Raw genomic sequence first — 18790 nt, forward strand, 5'->3', positions numbered from 1 at the left:
CTAGAAGTCGTAACGTGCGCTGACACTCACATTGCGCGGATCGCCGTAGTAGTAGGAGTTGTAGAAACCGACGTTGGTGAAGTACTTCTTGTCGAACAGGTTGTTCAGGTTGACCTGGCCTGAGAGGTGGTCGCTGAATTGATAGCGGGTCATCAGGTCAACCAGCCAGTAGGCTTCCTGGGTGTAGTCTTCACTGCCGCGAACCGGGTTGCGCACCTCTTGCCATGATTTGCCCTGCCAGCGCGCACCACCGCCCACGGTCACGTTTTCCAGGGCTCCGTGCAACTTGTAGCTGGAGAACAGGCTGACCTGGTCTTCGGGCTCCCAGGTGGAGATCTTGTCGCCATCGTCGTCACGAATGATTTTATGGGTGTAGCCGGCCTGCACTTGCCAGCCCGGGGCCAGTTCGCCGGAAATCTCCGCTTCGTAACCCTTGGACTTGGCCTTGGTGGCAACATAAGGGCTCAGCACCAGCGAAGGCTGGCCGCTGCGGTCCTGTTCGGCGCGGTTGTCTTCGTGAATCTCGAAGTATGCCAGGCTAGCGTTGAGGCGCCCGTTGAACCATTCACCCTTGAGGCCGACCTCGTAGTTGTCGCCCTCGTTAGGCTCGAGCATTTTGCCGAAGCGATCCTCACTGGACTGCGGTTCGAAGATGCTGGTGTAGCTGGCATAGACCGAATAGGTCGGATTCAGGTCGTAGACCACGCCCGCGTATGGCACGGCACGCCCGCTTTCTTTCTGGTTGCTGTCACCAGAACCGGTGAAGTTGGCGAAACGACTACCGAGGATCAGCGCCAGGTCATCGCTGGGCTTGAAGCGTGCGGTGATGTAGCTGGCGGTCTGACGGGTGGTCTGGTCGTTGGTGCGCGCCAAGTCCCAGGCCGGCTCGGCAATGTTGCCATCCCAGGTGTAGAAGTTGTCGACACGGTTGTCATAACCCGCCTGCGCGTTGTAGGCCTTGGCATCGAACCTGGCCCGCGAATAGCTGGTGCCAACCACCAACTCATGCTCGCGACCGAACAGCTCGAACGGGCCGGTGGCGTAGAGTTCTGCAGTGTCGGTCTTGGTCTCGCCGGTGAACTTGCCCGAGTACAGGGTGCTACCGCTGCCGGTACGAGGATTGGGCGCGCCGCCGCTGAGCGAGCCGAGCCTTGCGTGGTAACCGTTGAGTTTGTGGCTCAGCTCGAACTTGCTCACCCAGTCATTGGCAAAGTGGTGTTCCAGGCTGGCAAACACCGTGCGGGTGTATTGCTCCCAGCGGCTCCATTGTGCACCGGGGTTGAACGAACGTGAGACCTTGTTCAGGTTGCCATCGCTGTTGAACATGGGAATCGCCGCCCAGCTGGAACCCCTGGGATCGTTGTCCTGATAGTCGGCGCCGAGGGTTAGCAAGGTGGTGTCATCCAGGTCCATTTCGACGATGCCGTAATAGACGCTGGTCTTGCGTTCATAGTGATCCAGGAACGAGTGCTTGTCCTGCAAGGCGGCCACGGCTCGACCCCGTACGCTGGCACTGTCGTTGAGTGCACCAGAGACGTCGAGCTCGCTGCGGTAGTTGTCCCATGAGCCGCCGCTGGCACCGAGGTGGGCATTGAAGTCGGCAGTGGGTTTCTTGCGCACGAAGTTGATTGCCGCACCGGGCCTGCCGGCCCCGGAGAGCAGGCCGTTGGCGCCCTTGATCACTTCGATGCGGTCGTAGATGGCGGTGTCGCTGAGGTTGTTGCCGGCGGCGTTGACGCCGTTGTCCAGGGTAGGAATGCCATCGTACTGGTAGTTCCTGATCGCGTAGCCGCGGGCGTAGTAAGTGGTGCGCTCGCTGTCCAGCGTCGAGACGGTGATGCCTGGTGTATGGCGCATCACCTCGTCGATGGCGTTGAGGTTGAAGTCATCCATGAACTGGCGGGTGATGACTGAGATTGACTGAGGCGTCTGCCTAGGGGTCAGCACCAGTCGGGTGGCGGTGGCGATAGTGCCAGGGGTGTAGCCGCCGCTGCCTTCGGTCACCGTACCCAGCTGGTTGCTGATGACATGGGTTTCGCCCAATTCCCATACACTATGCTTATGCTCGTCGGTGTTTTCGGTGTCATCACTCGCAGGGGCGGCCTGCAGGCTGGTGCTGGCAACGCATAGGGCAATGGCTAGCAGTGTTGGGTTGAAAGGGTGGCGCTTGGCGGAAGGTGACAGCATTGCAGTTCCTTTGAATGCCATGAGAATGATATAAGTGATACAAATGATTATCATTTGATATGTCGAGTTGTAACATAAAACTCAGCCTGGGTGAGGGATTTTTCAGCAGGCACTGGACACGCTGCCGGCAAAGGCTCTATCGTCTGCTTCGGCCACCGCAGTGGCCAACGTCGCTCGGACGGTTCCGGGCGCTTACGTCTTCGAGGAAGCCATGGCTGACCAAGGTTCGCCGCGCCGCTTTGCGCGCATTGATCGTCTCCCCCCTTACGTCTTCAATATCACCGCCGAACTCAAGATGGCTGCACGCCGTCGCGGCGAGGACATCATCGACCTGAGCATGGGCAACCCCGACGGCGCCACGCCGGCGCATATCGTTGAAAAGCTGGTGCAGGTCGCTCAGCGCGAAGACACCCACGGTTACTCGACTTCCCGCGGTATTCCACGCCTGCGTCGGGCCATTTCGCGCTGGTACAAGGAGCGCTACGAGGTCGAGATCGACCCGGAAAGCGAAGCCATTGTCACCATCGGTTCCAAAGAGGGCCTGGCGCACCTGATGCTCGCCACCCTCGACCATGGCGACACCGTGCTGGTGCCCAATCCCAGCTACCCGATTCACATTTACGGTGCGGTGATTGCCGGTGCCCAGGTGCGTTCGGTGCCGTTGATTCCGGGCGTGGACTTCTTCAACGAGCTGGAGCGGGCGATCCGCGAATCCATCCCGAAACCGAAGATGATGATCCTTGGTTTCCCCTCCAACCCGACCGCGCAGTGCGTCGAGCTGGACTTCTTCGAACGGGTGGTGGCCCTGGCCAAGCAGTACGATGTGCTGGTGATCCACGACCTGGCCTACGCCGACATCGTCTATGACGGCTGGAAAGCGCCGTCGATCATGCAGGTGCCGGGCGCCAAGGACATTGCGGTGGAGTTCTTCACCCTGTCCAAGAGCTACAACATGGCGGGCTGGCGGATCGGCTTCATGGTCGGCAACCCTGAACTGGTCAACGCCCTGGCGCGGATCAAGAGTTACCACGACTACGGTACCTTCACCCCGTTGCAGGTGGCGGCGATTGCTGCGCTCGAAGGCGATCAGCAGTGCGTGCGCGACATCGCCGAGCAGTATCGCCAGCGCCGCAATGTGCTGGTCAAGGGCTTGCACGAGCTGGGCTGGATGGTCGAGAACCCCAAGGCCTCGATGTACGTCTGGGCGAAGATCCCCGAGGAGTATGCACACCTGGGGTCGCTGGAGTTCGCCAAGAAACTGCTGGCCGAGGCCACGGTCTGCGTGTCGCCGGGCATCGGTTTTGGTGACTATGGCGACGACCATGTGCGCTTTGCCCTGATCGAGAACCAGGACCGCATTCGCCAGGCGGTGCGCGGCATCCGGCAGATGTTTCGCGCTGATGGGGTAGGCGCCAAGCCAACCCAGAAGTAAGCGCAAGACCCCATCGCGGGTCTAGCCGGCTCCTACGGTGGGTGCCGGCTTGCCCCGCGAAGCAACCGTCCGTCAGCGGCGATTTATTTCTGCATCACCCCCCTTCTCAAACAAGCGGCAACGCATAGAATGGCGGCGGGTTTCTCCCTATAACGATAATCAACCTCCCCCCTTCTCATCATGTCCGAACATAATCCCTGTTTGAACTGCGGCGCCTGCTGCGGGTATTTCCGTGTGTCTTTCTTCTGGGGTGAGTGCACCTCGGCCGGAGGTGTGGTGCCCGACGACCTGGTGGTCCAGATCAGCCCCAGCCGCGTGGCGATGATCGGTACCGACAGCAAGCCGTGTCGCTGCATCGGGCTCGAAGGCGAAATTGGCAAAGGTGTGAGTTGCACCTTGTATGAGCAGCGCTCGACCCCGTGCCGGGAGTTCGATGCGGCCTGGGTCAATGGCGAAGCCAACCCCAGTTGCGATGCCGCTCGCGCCGCCTATGGGCTGCCGCCCCTGGAGGCCAACGAGCCGATTTGGCCGGACGAGGGCGCTGAAGTCGCCTGAGGCGTGGGTTGAGGGGTACACTGGGCGGTTCATGAATCGGACAGGAGGTCCCGCGTGACCCGCACGTACAGTTTCCCCGCTGACCTGTGTCTGCAAAGTCCGCGCTTGCACCTGCGGCCGATGGCGGCAGACGATGCCCAAGCATGGTTTGCCATCATGGCCGACCCGCAGGTCATGCGTTATTGGAACCATGGCCCTTGGCAAGTGCTGGCAGAGGCACAGGCGGCACTGGCCGACGACCGCAATGCCCAGTCCGCCGGGCAGATGCTCAAGCTGGGCATCTATCGGCGCGACAATGGCGAACTGATCGGCATGACCCAGCTGTTCAACCTCGACCCTGGCTCGCGCCGTGGCGAAATTGGCTATTGCCTTGCCAGCAGTGCACAAGGCCGTGGCTTCATGGACGAGGCGCTCACCAGTTTCATCGACTACCTGGCCCACGGCCTGCACCTGCGACGCCTGGAGGCCGAGATCGATCCGCGCAACCATGGCTCGGCGCGCACCCTGGAACGTCAGGGTTTCGTGCTCGAAGGGCTGTTGCGCCAGCGTTGGTGTGTGGCCGGTGAGTTGTCGGACTCAGGTTTGTACGGGTTGCTGCTCGATCAGGCGCCGCTGGACGGTTGAATATTCAAGCGCGGCAGCGCTGTCTGCGTTATTGTCGCGCGCTCTTCGACCAGCCAAATGGATTTACTGGTGCCCCTGAATTATCTGACCCTCAGTCTTGCGTGCTACTTCACTTGCCTATTCCTCCAGGCCTGCGCCCGCGAGCACGATGTGATGCGCGGCATGCACGCCCTGGCACTGGGGGTGCTGGGTGGCTCCTTCTGGTACGCCAATCCGCTGTATTTCGCCGCACTGCTGATGCACCGCACAAAGCCGCAGGTGGCCCTCTACCTGGGCTGCGCGGCGCTGTTGCTCAGTGGCCTGATGGTGCCGCTGGGCTGGCTCGGCTGGACCCCGGTGCCCGACTCGGCCAACGGACCGGGGCTGCTGCTCGGCTATTATGTGTGGCTGTTGGCGATGCTGGTGTTCATCCTCGGCCAGTGGCGCTATCGGCATGAGCCGGCGGGCAGTGGCAGGGTACCGCTGCTGGGCTGGCCCGCCTGGGTGCTGATTGCCGGGATCGTCATGACTGTGCCGCTGGCGTTCACACCCTGGAGCAAAGTGCCGTTTCGCTCGATCCCCGAGCAGGCACAAACACCCTGTGGCGCGTGTGGAGGCAACTGATGGCACGTTTTTATGTGGCAATCACCCTGGGCTTGTTCGTGCTGAGCCTGTGTTTTGATGCCATCTATCTGTCTGGCGACAGCCGGCTGCATGCCTTGCAGGCAATGCTGTACGGGCCCTGGGGCGTGGTCATGCAAATCTATGCCTGGTTTGCCAACCCGCTGCTGGGCTTGGCAATCCTGGCGCATCGACGCTGGCGCTGGTTGTCGCTGCTGTTGGGTTTTGGCGCTTTGTACCTGGCGCTGAGTTCGTTACTGGTCGAACGACTGCCCAACAACCACAGCTACGATTTTCTCGATGTCACAGGCTTTGGGCCAGGGTACTACCTCTGGCTGGCCTCTATCGGCTTCTTCTGCGCGGCGCAGGCCTGGTGGTGTCGACAGGTATTCAAGGGCGCACCGATACCAGGCTGGCACTTGCTCGATGGTGGCCTGGCAATCGCACTCAACGTGGCCATTGTCTATGCAATCCAGAGCCCTGAGCTGCACTTTCAGCTGAAGAAAGTCATCGAACCCCCGGCATCGGTGCAGATCGACAAGGACGCTATTTAGCGGCCTGAAGTCGATGTGCCCCATTGCACCACCAGCATGCCGAGCACCATCAGTCCGACCCCGGCCAGGCGCAAGCCGTTGACCGGGCGTTCGGGCAAACCCATCAAACCCCAGTGGTCGATGATCAATGAGGACAGCACCTGGCCGGCAATCACGCAGACGATGAAGCCGGCGGCGCCCAGCCGTGGCGTCAGCACCAGGGCGGCGGTGATGTAGGCAACACCGCCCACGCCGCCGAGCCATGCCCACCAAGGGGCATGAGCCACCGCGCCCAGTTGCGGTAGCGGGGCACGCAGCACCAGCAATGCCGGGATCACCATCAGTACACTGACCACCAGCGATACCAGCGACGCCCATAACGGATGCCCGAGCAAACGCCCAAGCGCTGCGTTGCTGCCTGCCTGGAAGGGCACGGCGGCGCCGGCCAGCAAGGCGATGCTCAATGGCAGCAGGGTGGCGCTGATGGCGGGCAGGTTCATGGCAAGGCTCCTGGAAAAGTGGCTTGCCAAAGTCTTTATTATCCATCCCAATAATGGAAATTCGAATGATGCACAGGAATTATTCGCCTGATGGATGACTTGCGCCGAATCGACCTCAACCTGTTGTTGACCTTGCATGCCCTGCTGGCCGAGCAGCATGTCTCGCGTGCGGCCTTGCGCCTGCACCGCAGCCAGCCGGCGGTCAGTCACGCCCTGGCGCAACTGCGCGAATTGTTCGGCGACCCGTTGCTGGTACGTCGCGGTGGGCGCTTGCAGGTTACCGCGCGGGCGCAGGCGTTGATCGAGCCGTTGCAGCAGGCGCTGGAACAACTGGATGGCCTATTGGGTAGCCCAGGCTTCGACCCGCGTCGTGCGCAGCGCAGTTTTCGCCTGGCGATGTCGGACTACGGCGCTCGGGTGGTGTTGCCAGGGTTGATGCGGGTGCTGCGCGAAGAGGCGCCGGGCATTGACCTGATCGTCTCGCAGGGCAGCCGCGAGGCCATGCTCGGTCAATTGTTCGATGGCGAGGCCGATCTGGCGCTGGCGGTGTTCCCTGAACTGGCGGCTGAACTGCGCGCGCAGACCCTGTTCGAGGAGCGCTTTACCTGTATTGCCGACCGCAGCAGTTTGCCGGCGCGGGGTGCGCTGAGCCTGGAAGACTGGTTGGCGCGGCCGCATGTGCTGGTGGCAGTGCGCCCGGGTGTCGACAACGAGATTGATCTGGCCCTCAAGGCGATCGGCGCCCAGCGACGGGTAGTGCTGGCCATGCCGCATTGGGCGGCTGCCCAGGAAGTGATTGCCAGGACCGACCTGATCCTTACCGTGGCCCGGCGCAGCCTGGACAGCAGCAAGCCCGATTCACGCCTGCGCAGGTTTGCGCCTCCGTTACCTATCCGGCCGTTTGCCTTTCAACAGGTCTGGCATCAACGCCGTGAAGGGGAGGCGGGGCATCGCTGGTTGCGCGAGAAGGTGCTGCAGGCGTGCCAATGATTGTGATGGGTTGCAAGGAACTCCTGACCATTGTTATCGCCCGCCAAGCCTTGCATTGTGAGCCAATCAACCAAGGAGCCCGCCTCATGAATTACCCCCTTCTGACAATTGCTTTGCTCACTGTCATTTCAACGGCTGCCCAGGCCCAGGACGAATACTCCCCGACTTACAGCGCCTGCATGAAAACCGCCGGATCCACCCTGGCCATGAACAACTGCAACGGTGCCGAGATCAAGCATCAGGACAGTCGCCTCAACAGTGCCTACAAAAAAGCCATGGCCGGCCTCCAAGAGCCGCAGCAAACTCAGTTGCGTGAAGCCCAGCGGGCGTGGATCAAGTACCGCGACGCCAACTGCAACCTGTATTACAGCCTCACCGGCGGTACTGTCGATCAACTCAATGGCGCAGGATGCCTACTGAGCAGCACCAAGGCGCGGGCCGACGAATTACAGAGACTGCTCGAACCCTGATCAGGTGCGGACAGCCCGGGCACGCAGGTACTCAAGCACCTCGCGCTGATTCCCGGCAAATTCGATTCGCTCAGCCTTGCTGTCGCGGTGGTAGGCATACATCGGGTCGTAATACTCATTGAGCAGGCCGCAGATCCAGGCGCGGTGCAGGTCCACCGCAGCGCTGCGCAATTGCTCTTGCAGCGCTTGCTCAAGCAATGCCGACAGCCGCTGATAGCGCTCGCCACCGAGGCGCTTGAGGATGTTGGCCATGCTCTGGGTAAGCCGTTGGGCAAACAGCCGCAGGCCATGTTCATCACCGTGCAGGGCGACAAACTCGGCGCTGAGGTCAATGACGTAATCGCCGAGAATCCGCTCGACCCGGTTGTCAAAACTGTCTTCCAGCCACACCAGCGGATAGCGTTGCATGCCCTGGTACAGCTCCAGCGGCAGCGTGCAACTGCCGACGATGCGGCCTTCATCTTCCAGCACGAACTGCTCGACACCGCGTGCGCGCTTTTTCAGCACATCGATGGCCAGGTGGTTTTCGAAATCGATCTGCGTCGGCTGGCCGGTGGCGCGCTTGCCGAAACTGGAGCCGCGGTGATTGGCGTGGCCCTCCAGGTCAACAGCGTTATCGAGCCGTTGCAGCACGTGGGTCTTGCCGGTGCCGGTGAATCCGCCGATCAGCACGAAGTCGCATTCGGCCACCGCTTGCTCAGTGGTATGGAGCAGGAAGTTACGCATGGCTTTGTAGCCACCGACCACTTTGGGGTAGTGGATACCAACGTCAGTCTTGAGCCACTGCTGGGCGATCTGCGAGCGCAGGCCGCCACGAAAACAATAGAGGTAACCCTCGGGGTTGGCCCGGGCGAAGGCGGCCCAGGCGGCAATGCGTTGATCCTTGAGCTGGCCGCTGACCAGTTGATGGCCGAGGGCGATGGCGGCCTGCTGGCCGTGATGTTTGTAGCAGGTGCCGACCTTTTGCCGCTCAAGGTCATTCATCAGCGGCAGGTTGATGACGTTGGGGAATGCGCCCTTGGTAAATTCAACCGGGGCGCGCATGTCCATCATGGCTACATCATTGAGAAACAGCTGGCGGTAGTCGGTGCAGTTGTCACGCATCAAAACACCTCAACTGCATGGCTCTGTCGCTCGACCAGCTCGCCAATCGGTGCCAGGTTCAGGCCCAGTTCGGCGGCGGCGGCGAGAAACTCTGCTTCACCTTCAGGGGTTACCGCCACCAGCAGGCCACCGCTGGTTTGCGGGTCGCACAGCAGGTGCTTTTGCTCGTCGCTCAACGGCTTGATCTTTTCGCCGTAACTGTCGAAATTACGCAGGGTGCCGCCGGGCACACAGCCCTCGGCCAGGTAGTGTTCGACGCTCGGCAGGCGCGGCACGGCGTTGTAGTTCAGGCGGGCGCTCAGCGCGCTGCCATCGGCCAGTTCCACCAGATGGCCAAGCAGGCCGAAACCGGTGACGTCAGTCATGGCCTTGACCCCGGCCAGCTTGCCGAAGCGGCTGCCGGGGGTGTTCAGGGTGCACATCCAGTCGCGGGCCAGGCCCTTGTCCTGTTCGCGCAACTTGGCTTTTTTCTCGGCGGTGGTGAGGATGCCGATGCCCAGCGGCTTGGTCAGGTACAGGCGGCAGCCGACGGTGGCGGTGTCGTTGCGCTTCATGTGGCGTTTTTGCACCACGCCAGTCACGGCCAGACCGAAAATCGGTTCGGGTGCGTCGATGGAATGGCCGCCAGCCAGTGGAATACCTGCCTCGGCGCAAACAGCGCGACCGCCACGGATTACTTCGCGGGCAACTTCAGGGGCCAGCACATTGATCGGCCAGCCGAGAATGGCGATGGCCATCAGCGGGTCGCCGCCCATGGCATAGATGTCGCTGATGGCATTGGTGGCGGCGATGCGGCCAAAGTCATAAGGATCGTCGACGATGGGCATGAAGAAGTCGGTGGTCGAAACCACACCGCGCTCGTCATCCAGGGCATAGACTGCCGCGTCATCGCGCGAGGCGTTGCCGACCCAGAGTTTGGGGTCCAGGGCTTGGGTACCGCTGTCGGCAAGAATCACCTCGAGCATCTTCGGAGAGATCTTGCAGCCACAACCGGCGCCATGGCTGTACTGGGTCAGGCGAATCGGCTCGCTCATACGCACCTCGAAAAATCCGGAAGGCCCGAGTGTAGCAAAGCTGGTCTTTGCGCCGATGCCTCTTATAATTTCCGGGCGGGCCCGCCCACGGCCCATTCCCCGCTATTGAACCGGAGAGTCCCCATGCTCAAACGTCCCCTGACGCTGTTCGCCGGCCTCCTGCTGTCCTGCTCGTCCTACCTGGCCCAGGCGGCCGATACCCTGCGGGTCAGCGCCATCCCTGACGAGGCGCCGACCGAGCTGCTGCGCAAGTTCAAGCCGCTGGGTGAATACCTTGAGCAGAGGCTTGGTATGAAGGTCGAGTTCGTGCCGGTGGCCGACTACCCGGCGGTGGTCGAGGCGTTGGCCACCGATCGCCTGGACATGGCCTGGCTGGGTGGTTTCACCTTCGTTCAGGTGCACCTGAAGAGCCCTACCGCCACGCCGCTGGTGCAGCGTGAGCAGGACGCCAGGTTCACCAGCAAATTCATCACCGCCAACCCGGACGTAAAGAGCCTGGCCGACCTCAAGGGCAAGACCTTCGCCTTTGGCTCGATTTCGTCCACCTCCGGTAGCCTGATGCCGCGCTACTTCATGCTCAAGGACAACAACATCAAGCCTGAAGACTACTTCAGCCGCGTTGCCTATTCCGGCGCCCATGATGCAACGGCCGCCTGGGTTCAGGCTGGCAAGGTCGATGCTGGCGTCCTCAATGCCAGCGTCTGGGACAAACTGGTCGCCTCGGGCAAGGTCGACACCAACAAGGTCAAGGTGTTCGCCACCACTCCAAGCTATTACGACTACAACTGGACGGTGCGCGGCAGTCTCGACCCGGCACTCAAGGACAAGATCAAGCAGGCCTTCCTTGATCTTGATCCGGCCAAACCGGCCGACAAGGCAATCCTTGACCTGCAAGCCGCCAGTCGCTTCATTGAAACCAGACCGGACAACTACAAGGGCATCGAAGAAGCCGCGCGCGCCGCCGACCTGCTCAAATGAGCATCCGTTTGACCGGCGCCAGCCTGCGCCATGGTCAGGTCCAGGCCTTGCACGGGGTGGATCTGCAGATTGCGGCCGGCGAGCGAGTTGCGATCATCGGCCCGTCGGGCGCGGGCAAATCGAGCCTGTTGCAGCTGATCGCCACGGCCAACCAACCGAGTAGCGGCACTGTCGAGCTGCTCGATGAAGCGCCGTGGCGGTTATCTGCCCGGGCGCGCCAGCACCTGCGTGCACGTATTGGCCTGATCCATCAGGCACCGCCGCTTCCCCCTCGGCAACGAGTGGTAACAGCGGTGCTGGCCGGGCGCCTGGGGCAGTGGAGCACCCTGCGTGGGCTACTCAATTTGCTACACCCGTCGGACATTCCCGGTGTGCGTGAAGTACTGGCGGGGCTGGGCATGGCCGAGAAGATTTTCGTGCAGTGCGGGCAACTGTCCGGCGGGCAATTGCAGCGCGTCGGCATCGCCCGGGCGCTATATCAGCAACCGCAGATTCTGCTGGCTGACGAGCCCGTTTCAGCGATGGACCCGGTGCTGGCCGAACACAGCCTGAAAACCCTCAACCAGCACGCCAGCGAGCGCGGTGTCACCCTGGTCGCCAGCCTGCACGCGGTGGAACTGGCGCTGGCGCATTTCCCCCGGGTGATCGGCCTTCGCGAAGGGCAGGTGGTGTTCGACCGGCCGGCTGCTGAAGTCTGCAAAGCAATGCTCGATGCGCTGTATGCCAACGAGCAGCTGGTTTCACCAGCACTGCCGTTGCTGGACCTGCACCTGCAGATTCCCCGATGCTGAACACCCATGTCCGCGACCCGGCGGCGCTACCGAGACTGCTGCTGAGTCTGTTGGCGCTTGCCCTGGTGTGGCCGGGCATCCAGCTTAGCGAACTGAGCCCCGGCGTACTGCTGCAGGCGGATAGCCGCCGCGAAATGGGCAACTTCGTCAGCGCCTTCTGGCCGCCGGCCCATGACCCGGACTTTCTCGCCCTATTGCTCGAAGCCACCTTGCAGACCCTGGCCGTGGCCACCGCAGGCATGACCCTGGCTTTGCTCCTGGCGATTCCGGCCAGCCTGCTGGCCAGTCGCGCGCTGTCGTTGCGCGCCGCCTCCCGAGGCGGGCGGCTGGGCTTCTGGTCGCGGACCTTGCGCCTGCCGGTGCGCGGCCTGTTGATCTTTTCGCGCAGCGTGCCGGAGATCGTCTGGGCGCTGTTGTTCGTCCGCGCGGTGGGCCTGGGCCCGACTGCCGGCGTGCTGGCAATTGCCATCACCTACAGCGGCATGCTCGGCAAGGTCTATGCGGAGATTTTCGAGTCGGTCAACCAGCGCCCGGCCCATGCCCTGCTGCAGGCCGGTAGCAGCCGACTGAGCGCTTTCTTCTACGGCATCTTGCCGGATGCGGCGCCAGAGCTTGTGTCGTATACGGTGTATCGCTGGGAGTGCGCGATCCGCGCTTCGGTGGTCATGGGCTTTGTTGGCGCGGGTGGCCTGGGGCAGCAGATCGACTTGTCCATGCGCATGTTCGCCGGTGCCGAGGTGGCGAGCATGTTGCTGGCGTTCCTGCTGCTGGTCTGGCTGGCCGACCAGCTCAGCCGCCTGTTGCGCGGGAGGTTGGCATGAGGCGGCTGGGCAATGTCGCGCTGCTGCTGGCACTGCTGGTGGCGGTGGTGAGTTCGTTTGCCTACCTGAGCCTTGACCTGCAGGCGCTGTTTGGCGACGGCGGGATGGGGCAAATGGGCGTCTACGCCCTGCGATTTTTCAGCCCTGACTTGAGCCCCGAGCATCTGCGTGCAGTGGCCACAGGTGCAGTGGAAACCCTGGCCATGTCTGGCCTGGGTACCTTGCTTGCGGTAGTCCTCGGCCTGTTGCTGGCCTTGCCGGCCGCCGGGCGTTTCGGTTGGCCGTTGCAGGGGGCGGCGCGCTTGTTGCTCAACGCCTTGCGGGCGATTCCGGAGCTGGTGTGGGCGGCCTTGACCGTTCTGGCCGCAGGCCTTGGGCCCAATGCCGGCACGCTGGCCCTGGCCTTGCACACCTCGGGCGTACTTGGCCGGCTGTTCGCCGAAGCGCTGGAAAACGCGCCGCCAGAACCGGCTGCGGCCATTCGCCTGCAAGGCGCAAGCCAGGTCACTGCGTTCTGCTTCGGCACCTTGCCCAACCTCTGGCCGCAGCTGCTTGCCTACAGCCTGTACCGCTGGGAAAACAACATCCGCATGGCCAGCGTGCTCGGCTTTGTCGGCGCCGGCGGCCTGGGGCAGATGCTCTACACCACCTTGAGCCTGTTTCAGGAAGCCCGGGCCAGCACGGTGATCATCGCCATGCTGGTGCTGGTGTTGCTGGTGGATGCCTTGAGTGAGGTGCTCCGGCAGCGCTTTGTGCGGGCGTGATCAGAATGCCCCGCGCAACGTCAGCATGTAATTGCGCGGCTCACCATAGTAGTTGCCGTACTCCGAGGTGCCGACCGTCGCGTAGTAACGCCGATCAAACAGGTTGTTGCCGTTGAGGGCGACGGTCCAGTGTTCGTCGACCTTGTACTCAACCATCGCGTCGTACACCGCATAGCCGCTCTGGGTGAAGTCGTAAGGCTTCTCGTTGATCGCGTTACCCTTCGCATCAAAGTCGTAGGCGGTGCCTTTGACGAAGTTGCTGCTCTGGATGTTCACCCCGCCGCCAACTCGCCAGGCCGACCAGTCGTTGGGCAGGGTATACACCGACCACAGCTTGAACAGATGCTTGGGCGTGATGCTGGTGTAGTCGCTCTGTTCGGTCTGGTTGTCCATCAGGTTGAGGGTGTACCCGGCGATCACTTCCAGCCCGGGCAGCACCTCGCCGCTGGCCTCGATATCGATGCCCTTGCTGATCACCTTGCCCTGGCCGATGAAACAGCAAGCACCGCTATAGCTGAAGGGGGCCCGTGGGTAGGCAGGGTCGTTGATCGCTTCGTGTTCACGCTTGGTATAGAACAGCGCGGTTGTCAGGTTCAGTGCGCCGCCGAACAGTTCGCCCTTGAGTCCGGTTTCGTAAGTCTTGCCGGTCATGGCCTCCACTGCTGAACTGTTGCCTTCAGGCCCTTTGAGCTTTTGCGCCTGGGGTTTGAATACTTCGGCGTAGCTTGCATAAGCCGACCATTGATCGTTCAAGGCATAGATCAAACCACCGTAGGGCACCACTTTGGTCGGCTCGCGATGGCTGATTTGCGATTCATAGCGCCAGACATCGTTACTCTTGGACTGGTAGGCCTGTTCGTATTTGTAGCGTTGGGCACGGGCGCCGACGATCAGCTTCAGTGGGTCGCTGATCTGGAGCCTAAGCGTTGAGTACAGGCCATATTGCTCGCGGGTGTTGGGGCTGTAGTCGCGCCAGAAATCATGATCGGACGCGTTCGAGCTCAAGGGCGTCGACTGCGGGTCCCAGAGGTCGATCAGGCCCCCTTTGCCGAGCATGCCGTGGGCAGCACGCCAGCGGCTGGTGACCTTCTGGTAGTCGGCACCCACCAGCAGTTCATGTTCGCGGCCCAGGGCCTGGAAGGTCCCGGAAAGGTTGACGTCGAACACCGACTGCTTGCTCCACGACTCGACATAACTGCCCCACCAGTAAGGGCCGGTATTGGTGGTTTCATCCACTGATCCGTAGGGAATGATCCCTTCGGTGTTCGAGGTGTCATAGGAGTAGGTGTAGGAGCTGTTGAGCTTCCAGTTATCGTTGAACCTATGGTCGAGCTTGGCGAACAGTTCGCGAGCGTAGCCGTCCATGTAGGCCTGATTGGTGGTGTACCAACTGTGGCGTGGCAACTTGACGTCACCCCCGCTGCTGTAACGTGGCAGGCCGTCGCCTGTGCCGTTTTCGTGGGTTTTTTCGTAGCTACCGCCGACAGTGATCATCGTGTCATCGGTCAAGTCAGCTTCGAGGATGCCGTAGATCAGTGGCTTCTCGGTGCTGCGGGTGTCGAAGAAGTACTGGCGATCGCTATAGGCGGCGACCATTCGCCCGCGCAGCTTGCCGTCAAAGCCAAGCGGGCCGGTGACGTCGACCTCGCTGCGGTAGTTGTCCCAGGAGCCGGCCGAAGTGTTGAGCTTGAGCTGGTACTGGTCGAGCGGACGCTTGCGTACCAGGTTGATGATGCCACCGGGGTCGCCGGTGCCGCCGAGCAGGCCGGAAGAGCCGCGCAGAATCTCGACATGGTCGAACTCGGCCAGGTCGTAGATTTTGTCGCCATAGAAAGTGCCGATGCCCGAGCCGATATCCATCGGTGCGGCGCCGTCGATCTGGATGTTGTCGATACCAAAGCCACGCGAGACAAACTTGGGCAGGCGGAAGTTGCCGTTCTTCACGGTGATACCGGGCGTGCGTTTCATGGCATCGGACAGGTTGGTCATGCGCAGGTCTTCGATGGCCTGCTGGCTGATCACCGAGACCGACTGGGGCGTGTCCCTGAGGCTGGTCGGGGTCTTGGAGCCGACGCTGGTCAGGCCGGTGGTGTAGGAGCCGGAGTTCTCGGTGGCCTCGCCCATGCCCTGGCCTTGAATGGTCGTCGCACCCAGCTCCAGCACCGCGCCGGTGCTGGCCTGGGGCACCAGCAGGTAGCTGCCGTCGGCTTGCTGTTCGGCGCGATAGCCGCTCCCGGCAAGGACGCGTGCCAGGCCATCGTCAGCCGTGAATTGCCCGCTCAATCCCGCGCTGACTTTGCCGGCCGTGAGGCGGGCATCGGTGGACAGGGCAATGCCGGCCTGCCGGCCGAACTGGCCAAGTACCTGATCCAGTGGCCCTGAGGCGATGCTGAAGTCCACTGCGGCTTGCGGGTGCGACTCGGCGGCCCAGGTTCCGGGCACGGCAAGTGCGCTTAGGCTCAAGCCGCTGATCAGCACCAGGCTGAGCCGGGAAGCACGGGTGGTAGCGATGGCACGGGCCAGCGGATGGGGGCGCAGAATCATGACGAATACCGGGTTCAGAAGTGGGCCCGCGCGTAATTGGCGGGGATTTCCTCTAAAGCCAAACGAGAATGAGAAACCTGCCGCTTTTTTTTGATTTTTTTATCGACCGTTTTTCAGGCTCGTGCGGTCACCGTGATCCAGTACGGGGTACGGCGTTGCAGGTGCACGGGCAGGCTCTTTTCCAGCAGGGTGAAGATGCGCTCGATATCGTTGAGCGGGAAGGATCCGGTCAGGTACAGGCCAGCCACTGCCGGATCGCAGCGCAAGATGCCGACGTGGTAGCGCGACAGCTGGGCAATGAAATCACCCAGGCGCATGCGCTGGGCAACGATCAGACCATCGATCCAGGCACTGGCGTTCGGGTCCAGGGCCTGTGGCGTGGCTACGCCGAACCGGTCGATGCGCGTTTGCTGGCCACTGTGGATAACCTGCTCGCCCACCTCGCTGATCGGCATGGCTGCGACCTGGCCACTGCTGACTGCCAGCAGGGTGCCGCTACCATTGTTATCGCTGCGCACCATAAAGCGGGTACCCAGAGGGCGCAGCCGTGCCTCGGCGGTGTACACCTGCAATGGCCTGCCGGCGGTGTCCTGGCTGCTGAGAATGTCGAGCTCGCCCTGGCGCAACAGCAGTTGCCGTTCAGTGGCGCTGAAGCGCACATCAAGGGCCGTGCGGGTGTTGAGCCAGATCTGCGTGCCGTCGGCCAGGGTGTGGTGTTGGCGCTCGCCGGTGCCGGTGCGGTAGTCGGCCAGCGCGCCTTGCAGCCACAGGCTGTCGCGGGCTTGCCAGGCACTGGCGCCGAATAGGCCAAGGCCGGCAAGGGCTTTGAGCAACTGCCGACGGTCGCGGTTGACCGTGCGGGTTTGCTGCAGGGCATTGCGGGCGACCGGAGAGTTGAGCAACTGGGCCTGTTGCTGCAACTGTCGGGGAATACCCGCCAGGCGTTGCCAGGCGCGTTCGTGATCCGGATCAGCCTGGCGCCATTGCTGCAAGTGCAGGTGCTCCTGCGTAGACATCTCACCTGACTGGGCCAGGGTGAACCAGGCAATGGCCTGATCACGAATGGCTGCTGGAATCGGCGGCTCCTGGGCCGGCATGGGGTTCATTCGAACTGGCTGGCGTAACACAAGGCAAAGGCCTTGCTCATGGACTTTTGCACTTGGTCGATGCTCAGGCCCAGTTGCGCGGCGATCTGCCGGTAGGTCAGGCCATCGAGTTGCGACAACAGGAAAATCTCCCGCGCCCGCGGCGACAGGCCGTGCAGCAGCGCATCGACTTCCACCAGGGTTTCAATCAGCAGGTACTGGTCTTCGGCCGACAAGGCCACGGCTTCGGGCTGCGCCGCCAAGGCTTCAATATAAGCCCGCTCCACCGCCTGACGCCGCCAGCGATTGACCAGCAGGCCATTGGCGATGGTGGCCAGGTACGCCAGGGGCTGGCGCAACTCGTTGAGTGGCTGATGCGTGCGCATCACCCGCAAGAAGGTGTCTTGCGCCAGATCGTCGGCATCGGCGCTTTCGCTCAAGCGCTTGCGCAGCCAATTGCGTAGCCAGCCGTTGTACTCGAGATAAAGGTGTTCGACATCCCGCTGCCAAGACTTGGGCGTATCCATGGAGGTGCTGGCGCCAGTGTGTTATTGATAATTGTTCTCAATGCTACTGGAGGCCGGAGGGCGGATGCAATTGCTCAATGCAGACCTGCGTGTTGATCAGGGCCTGGGCAGGTCATGGCTGGCCCATTCCAGGTAGCGGATGATCCGTTCCTTGTAATGCAGATGATCACGCACCACGGTCAGCCCCAGCCATAGCAGCAGCAACACGGCGAAGGTCAGCAAGATGACCAGGTTGCCTGTGCCGAACTTCCACAACGCGGTCAGCTTGGCCTTCTCGGCGGCAATGGTGGCGAGGAAGGTCATGATCGCCACGAACATCGCATTCTGGGTCAGGTTCAAGGATTTGGGCGGGTTCTCGGAAATCTTCGCGAATGTCGCGATCTCGGCCGCCTGGGCCGAGCTGACAGCGTTCTGTTCCAGCATCTGCAGGAAATGCGCATAGCGCAGGTAACTTTCGCGCTGCAGCAGTGGCTGGCTGGCGATGGCGTGGCGTTGATAGAGGCTTTTGAACTGCTCGGCGACAAAATACTCGCGGGCCAGTAACAGCGCCCACATACACAGGCTGGTACTGAACATGACCGTAACCGGGCCCAGCGGGTGCTGTTGCACGCTGAACGAGGCGCTGGCCACCAGGATGGTTGCCAGCACCACCAGCCAGGTCGGCAACAGGTGTGGTGCCAGTGGATTGTTGCGGATGGCATGCCAATAGTTCGGGCGGCTGCGTTTGTAGAACTGCAGCATTTCGTTCCATTGTTGAAACATCGTTACCTCGGGTACAGGGGGTTACCTTGAGGATAACGGCCGAACTGGGCAAATCCTCACTGGGCTTTGGCTTGTGGCAAGCGGTGAATCTCGTGCAGCGGATCCAGAAGACCGGGCGCCGCCGCGGGTTCAAGCGTCATTTCAGCTCATCGACTACAAATGCCTGCTTCATCTGCACCAGCGCCACCCGAATACCTCCGGGCCCCTGGCGTTCCTCGATGGCGAAGGGTTCAAAGCCCAGCTGTGGATAGAGCAGAAGCCCGGCGGTGTTGCTGTTGAAACACGATACCTGCACCTCGCGAGCCTCGAACTGGCGACGTGCCAGCTCGATCATGCTCTGCACCAGGTAGCGCGCCACGCCATGGCCGCGGGCGGCGGGAGCCACCACCACATTGCCGAGGGCGCAGACGCCACCCTGCTCGGCTTTATAGAAGTTGGCAAAGGCCAGAAGCACACCATCGCCTTCAATCACAGTCGAGCCGCTGCGCT

Annotated in this window: 20 protein-coding genes (1 of these 20 cut by a window edge); 11 read left to right on the forward strand and 9 right to left on the reverse strand. The window is 62.0% G+C overall.

The features are described from left to right. Window positions 1–2187: a TonB-dependent siderophore receptor gene (locus EXN22_RS05865; RefSeq protein WP_233281684.1), complete on the reverse strand. Its 2187-nt coding sequence runs from the start codon at window positions 2185–2187 to the stop codon at window positions 1–3. A 211-nt stretch (window positions 2188–2398) separates the two neighbouring features. Here EXN22_RS05865 and alaC point away from each other — a divergent pair, with 211 nt between their 5' ends. From alaC to EXN22_RS05890, 5 genes are all read left to right on the forward strand, one after another. After that, on the forward strand, window positions 2399–3619 hold the full coding sequence (gene alaC / locus EXN22_RS05870) for an alanine transaminase (RefSeq protein ID WP_130263180.1): 1221 nt from the start codon (window positions 2399–2401) through the stop codon (window positions 3617–3619). Window positions 3620–3799: 180 nt separating this feature from the next. Next, window positions 3800–4174 carry a YkgJ family cysteine cluster protein gene (locus EXN22_RS05875; protein WP_038997055.1) on the forward strand — a complete coding sequence of 125 codons (375 nt, stop codon included), beginning with the start codon at window positions 3800–3802 and terminating at the stop codon, window positions 4172–4174. 54 nt (window positions 4175–4228) lie between these two features. After that, window positions 4229–4798: a GNAT family N-acetyltransferase gene (locus EXN22_RS05880; protein WP_130263181.1), complete on the forward strand. Its 570-nt coding sequence runs from the start codon at window positions 4229–4231 to the stop codon at window positions 4796–4798. 69 nt (window positions 4799–4867) lie between these two features. Continuing rightward, a complete protein-coding gene (locus EXN22_RS05885; RefSeq protein WP_130263182.1) occupies window positions 4868–5401 on the forward strand; it encodes a hypothetical protein in 534 nt (177 codons plus the stop codon). Then, window positions 5401–5952 (forward strand): hypothetical protein, encoded by a 552-nt coding sequence (locus tag EXN22_RS05890; protein WP_130263183.1) that lies wholly within the window; start codon window positions 5401–5403, stop codon window positions 5950–5952. Before EXN22_RS05885 ends, EXN22_RS05890 begins: the two co-directional genes overlap by 1 nt. Here the strand turns inward: EXN22_RS05890 and EXN22_RS05895 are convergent. Beyond that, the gene (locus EXN22_RS05895) at window positions 5949–6431 is read right to left on the reverse strand and encodes a DMT family transporter (protein WP_130263184.1); all 483 of its coding nucleotides are present in this window, start codon (window positions 6429–6431) and stop codon (window positions 5949–5951) included. The two genes, EXN22_RS05890 and EXN22_RS05895, sit on opposite strands and share 4 nt — an antisense overlap. A gap of 90 nt (window positions 6432–6521) precedes the next feature. Here EXN22_RS05895 and EXN22_RS05900 point away from each other — a divergent pair, with 90 nt between their 5' ends. Both EXN22_RS05900 and EXN22_RS05905 read left to right on the forward strand, forming a co-directional pair. Then, the gene (locus EXN22_RS05900) at window positions 6522–7421 is read left to right on the forward strand and encodes a LysR family transcriptional regulator (protein WP_130263185.1); all 900 of its coding nucleotides are present in this window, start codon (window positions 6522–6524) and stop codon (window positions 7419–7421) included. An 86-nt stretch (window positions 7422–7507) separates the two neighbouring features. Then, window positions 7508–7891 carry a lysozyme inhibitor LprI family protein gene (locus EXN22_RS05905; protein WP_130263186.1) on the forward strand — a complete coding sequence of 128 codons (384 nt, stop codon included), beginning with the start codon at window positions 7508–7510 and terminating at the stop codon, window positions 7889–7891. On the opposite strand, the gene mnmH is transcribed toward EXN22_RS05905, so the two are convergent. Beyond that, window positions 7892–8995 (reverse strand): tRNA 2-selenouridine(34) synthase MnmH, encoded by a 1104-nt coding sequence (mnmH, locus tag EXN22_RS05910; protein ID WP_130263187.1) that lies wholly within the window; start codon window positions 8993–8995, stop codon window positions 7892–7894. Continuing rightward, window positions 8995–10029, reverse strand: coding sequence for a selenide, water dikinase SelD (gene selD / locus EXN22_RS05915; RefSeq protein WP_130263188.1), 1035 nt, complete (start codon window positions 10027–10029; stop codon window positions 8995–8997). The genes mnmH and selD overlap by 1 nt, the downstream gene beginning before the upstream one ends. Before the next feature lie 123 nt (window positions 10030–10152). On the opposite strand from selD, the gene EXN22_RS05920 reads away from it, so the two are divergent. Genes EXN22_RS05920 through phnE form a run of 4 tightly spaced genes read left to right on the forward strand, consistent with a single transcriptional unit; the run spans window position 10153 to window position 13383 of the window. Continuing rightward, window positions 10153–11007: a putative selenate ABC transporter substrate-binding protein gene (locus EXN22_RS05920; RefSeq protein WP_130263189.1), complete on the forward strand. Its 855-nt coding sequence runs from the start codon at window positions 10153–10155 to the stop codon at window positions 11005–11007. Next, entirely contained in the window at window positions 11004–11798 is a 795-nt protein-coding gene (locus EXN22_RS05925) for a phosphonate ABC transporter ATP-binding protein (RefSeq protein WP_130263190.1), read from the forward strand. Before EXN22_RS05920 ends, EXN22_RS05925 begins: the two co-directional genes overlap by 4 nt. Further along, window positions 11792–12619, forward strand: coding sequence for a PhnE/PtxC family ABC transporter permease (locus tag EXN22_RS05930; RefSeq protein WP_130263191.1), 828 nt, complete (start codon window positions 11792–11794; stop codon window positions 12617–12619). The genes EXN22_RS05925 and EXN22_RS05930 overlap by 7 nt, the downstream gene beginning before the upstream one ends. Continuing rightward, window positions 12616–13383, forward strand: coding sequence for a phosphonate ABC transporter, permease protein PhnE (gene phnE, locus EXN22_RS05935; RefSeq protein WP_130263192.1), 768 nt, complete (start codon window positions 12616–12618; stop codon window positions 13381–13383). Before EXN22_RS05930 ends, phnE begins: the two co-directional genes overlap by 4 nt. Here phnE and EXN22_RS05940 read toward each other — a convergent pair whose 3' ends face one another. The 5 genes from EXN22_RS05940 to EXN22_RS05960 form a co-directional block, all read right to left on the reverse strand. Continuing rightward, window positions 13384–15927, reverse strand: a complete 2544-nt coding sequence (locus EXN22_RS05940; protein WP_130263193.1) for a TonB-dependent siderophore receptor — start codon at window positions 15925–15927, stop codon at window positions 13384–13386. A 113-nt stretch (window positions 15928–16040) separates the two neighbouring features. Further along, the gene (locus EXN22_RS05945) at window positions 16041–17033 is read right to left on the reverse strand and encodes a FecR domain-containing protein (RefSeq protein WP_165392187.1); all 993 of its coding nucleotides are present in this window, start codon (window positions 17031–17033) and stop codon (window positions 16041–16043) included. Next, the gene (locus EXN22_RS05950) at window positions 17030–17539 is read right to left on the reverse strand and encodes a sigma-70 family RNA polymerase sigma factor (RefSeq protein ID WP_130263194.1); all 510 of its coding nucleotides are present in this window, start codon (window positions 17537–17539) and stop codon (window positions 17030–17032) included. Before EXN22_RS05950 ends, EXN22_RS05945 begins: the two co-directional genes overlap by 4 nt. 96 nt (window positions 17540–17635) lie before the next feature. Continuing rightward, window positions 17636–18301, reverse strand: a complete 666-nt coding sequence (locus EXN22_RS05955) for a hypothetical protein (protein WP_130263195.1) — start codon at window positions 18299–18301, stop codon at window positions 17636–17638. Window positions 18302–18437: 136 nt separating this feature from the next. Then, on the reverse strand, window positions 18438–18790 hold the 3' portion of the coding sequence (locus EXN22_RS05960) for a GNAT family N-acetyltransferase (protein ID WP_130263196.1). Its footprint extends 142 nt past the window's final position; only the last 353 of its 495 coding nucleotides appear in the window; its start codon lies beyond the right edge, outside the window; the stop codon is at window positions 18438–18440.

It is taken from the genome of Pseudomonas tructae (assembly GCF_004214895.1).
Classification (GTDB): domain Bacteria; phylum Pseudomonadota; class Gammaproteobacteria; order Pseudomonadales; family Pseudomonadaceae; genus Aquipseudomonas; species Aquipseudomonas tructae.